Origin of the sequence: Streptomyces montanus (assembly GCF_005786655.1) — a bacterium.
Classification (GTDB): Bacteria; Actinomycetota; Actinomycetes; order Streptomycetales; family Streptomycetaceae; genus Streptomyces; species Streptomyces sporangiiformans.
This window is the reverse complement of record NZ_VBZC01000155.1, coordinates 1-552: the sequence shown is the minus strand read 5'-3', so window position 1 is coordinate 552 and position 552 is coordinate 1. Positions and strand designations below refer to the sequence as shown.

General features: G+C 67.4%; 1 protein-coding gene. It reads right to left on the bottom strand.

The genetic code is table 11. The annotated features are described in order from the left end of the window. The coding region (locus tag FE633_RS49100; RefSeq protein WP_246114166.1) for an ABC transporter ATP-binding protein at positions 1-552 on the bottom strand (552 nt) is incomplete at both ends.

The following is a 552-nucleotide window of genomic DNA, read 5'->3' as shown; positions in this document are numbered from 1 at the left end:
GTCCGCGACGAAGGGGGTCTTCGGCCGCTCGAACAGCTCCCGCGGGGTGTCGAACTGCTCGATCAGGCCGTTGCGCATCACCGCGATACGGTCCGAGAGGACCAGCGCTTCTTCCTGATCGTGCGTCACGTAGATGACGGTCAGGCCGAGTTCCTGCTGGATGGTCTTGATCTCGACCTGCAGCTGGTCACGGAGCTTTTTGTCCAGGGCACCGAGCGGCTCGTCCATGAGGATGACCGGCGGGCGGTAGACCAGTGCCCGGCACAGGGCGACACGCTGCTGCTGACCGCCCGACAGTTCGCGCGGCTTGCGGCCGCCGAACCCGGACAGGCCCGCGATCTCCAGCGTCTCCCCGACCCGCCTGCGGATCTCGTCCTTCGGCACTCCGCGCAGGGTGAGCGGGAAGGCGACGTTCTCGCTGACCGTCATGTGTGGGAAGAGCAGGTACTGCTGGAAGACGAAGCCCAGGCCCCGCTTCTGCGGCGCGAGCCGGGTCACATCGCGGTCCCCGACGGTGATGGTGCCGGAGTCCGGTTCGCAGAACCCGGCGAT